The organism is Stomatobaculum longum (assembly GCA_000242235.1).
Taxonomy (GTDB): domain Bacteria; phylum Bacillota; class Clostridia; order Lachnospirales; family Lachnospiraceae; genus Moryella; species Moryella longum.
In genome coordinates, this window is record JH590863.1 from 463,831 (window position 1) to 465,817 (window position 1,987).

1 CRISPR repeat array is annotated in these 1,987 nt (G+C 54.7%).

The annotated features are described in order from the left end of the window. Window positions 1-4: 4 nt before the first annotated feature. A CRISPR array of direct repeats spans window positions 5-1,983; the repeat unit is 29 nt; unit sequence GTTTTCCCCGCACACGCGGGGGTGATCCT. The last annotated feature ends 4 nt before the right edge of the window (window positions 1,984-1,987 follow it).

The following is a 1,987-nucleotide window of genomic DNA, read 5'->3' on the forward strand; positions in this document are numbered from 1 at the left end:
GTATGTTTTCCCCGCACACGCGGGGGTGATCCTGCCTTCGACCTGGTGCGCATTCATAAATTCGGGTTTTCCCCGCACACGCGGGGGTGATCCTCATGTCACTCCTCCTGTATCGTCACGCGCACCGTTTTCCCCGCACACGCGGGGGTGATCCCGAAGACGAAGAGTAAACAGGAGCGGGCGCAAGGTTTTCCCCGCACACGCGGGGGTGATCCTCGAGTACGACAATGGCGCGAAGATAAGCACGAGTTTTCCCCGCACACGCGGGGGTGATCCCTCGGTTTTCAGCATGCAGGACTCGGCAGACGCGTTTTCCCCGCACACGCGGGGGTGATCCCTGCCGCGCGCACTCGCCGCGTGGGGTTCCGGGGTTTTCCCCGCACACGCGGGGGTGATCCTCTACTGCGCGCTCGTAGTAGTCATCAAGCAGGGTTTTCCCCGCACACGCGGGGGTGATCCTTATGTTTGCACAAATGTCAAACAAAAATAAAAGTTTTCCCCGCACACGCGGGGGTGATCCTACGCCACTCTCTACCTCCTTACCCCATTGCGTGTTTTCCCCGCACACGCGGGGGTGATCCTCCTCCTGATTTTTACCTTGAAATCCTCTGTCGGTTTTCCCCGCACACGCGGGGGTGATCCTCTGTTGACGTTCAAGAGCTTGATAGACTTGAGGTTTTCCCCGCACACGCGGGGGTGATCCTCAGATCGCGCTCATTAAGATTGTCAGCTCGTAGTTTTCCCCGCACACGCGGGGGTGATCCTGTGATATGAAGATAATCCTACATCATCCGCCGGTTTTCCCCGCACACGCGGGGGTGATCCTGACGTTAATCCAAGCATGATTGTGAATTTTGAGTTTTCCCCGCACACGCGGGGGTGATCCTATGAACACTTTACTTGCAAATATTAGAAACGGGTTTTCCCCGCACACGCGGGGGTGATCCTCGTGTTTTTCCTGAAATTGGTTTGAGTTTCGAGTTTTCCCCGCACACGCGGGGGTGATCCTTTCGTCGATTTGTACAATGAATATTACGGAAAGTTTTCCCCGCACACGCGGGGGTGATCCTACAATAGAAAGACTAGATGCGTTAAAGAATTTGTTTTCCCCGCACACGCGGGGGTGATCCTCATAAAAATGAACCAGAAACCGTATTATGTGTTTTCCCCGCACACGCGGGGGTGATCCTAGTTACTTTACTGTTCTATCGGTTTACTTCTCGTTTTCCCCGCACACGCGGGGGTGATCCTAGCATATATCTTTTGCATTGTAAAGCATTTCTGTTTTCCCCGCACACGCGGGGGTGATCCATAGCAATAATAGTCACTAATTGCTTTTTGCGTGTTTTCCCCGCACACGCGGGGGTGATCCTAAAAATGTTATTGACAAAAGTAAGTTCGGTTTGTTTTCCCCGCACACGCGGGGGTGATCCTAAGGTTGAAATTGGAAAAAGTTCTATCGCGAAGTTTTCCCCGCACACGCGGGGGTGATCCCTTGCGATTTTTGCCAAGGATATGCGCGTTAAAGTTTTCCCCGCACACGCGGGGGTGATCCCAGGATTGCGGGGCTTGCGCCCCGCGCCATCCTGTTTTCCCCGCACACGCGGGGGTGATCCCCAGCACATGAAAAGCCCGTGATAAATCAGAACGTTTTCCCCGCACACGCGGGGGTGATCCCTATGGGAACGACCGTTATTGCGGCCTTCAACCGTTTTCCCCGCACACGCGGGGGTGATCCTGTTGCACAAATTTGACGGCTGGAATTTGTGCAGTTTTCCCCGCACACGCGGGGGTGATCCTGGCTCCCGTTAGACTGTGTTCCGGCTGTAGTCGTTTTCCCCGCACACGCGGGGGTGATCCTTCTTGCTCCCTTTACGAAATCTTCAACCATAGGTTTTCCCCGCACACGCGGGGGTGATCCTTAAACTCAAAACTTGGGCTCTTAAACAGAAATGTTTTCCCCGCACACGCGGGGGTGATCCTTGAC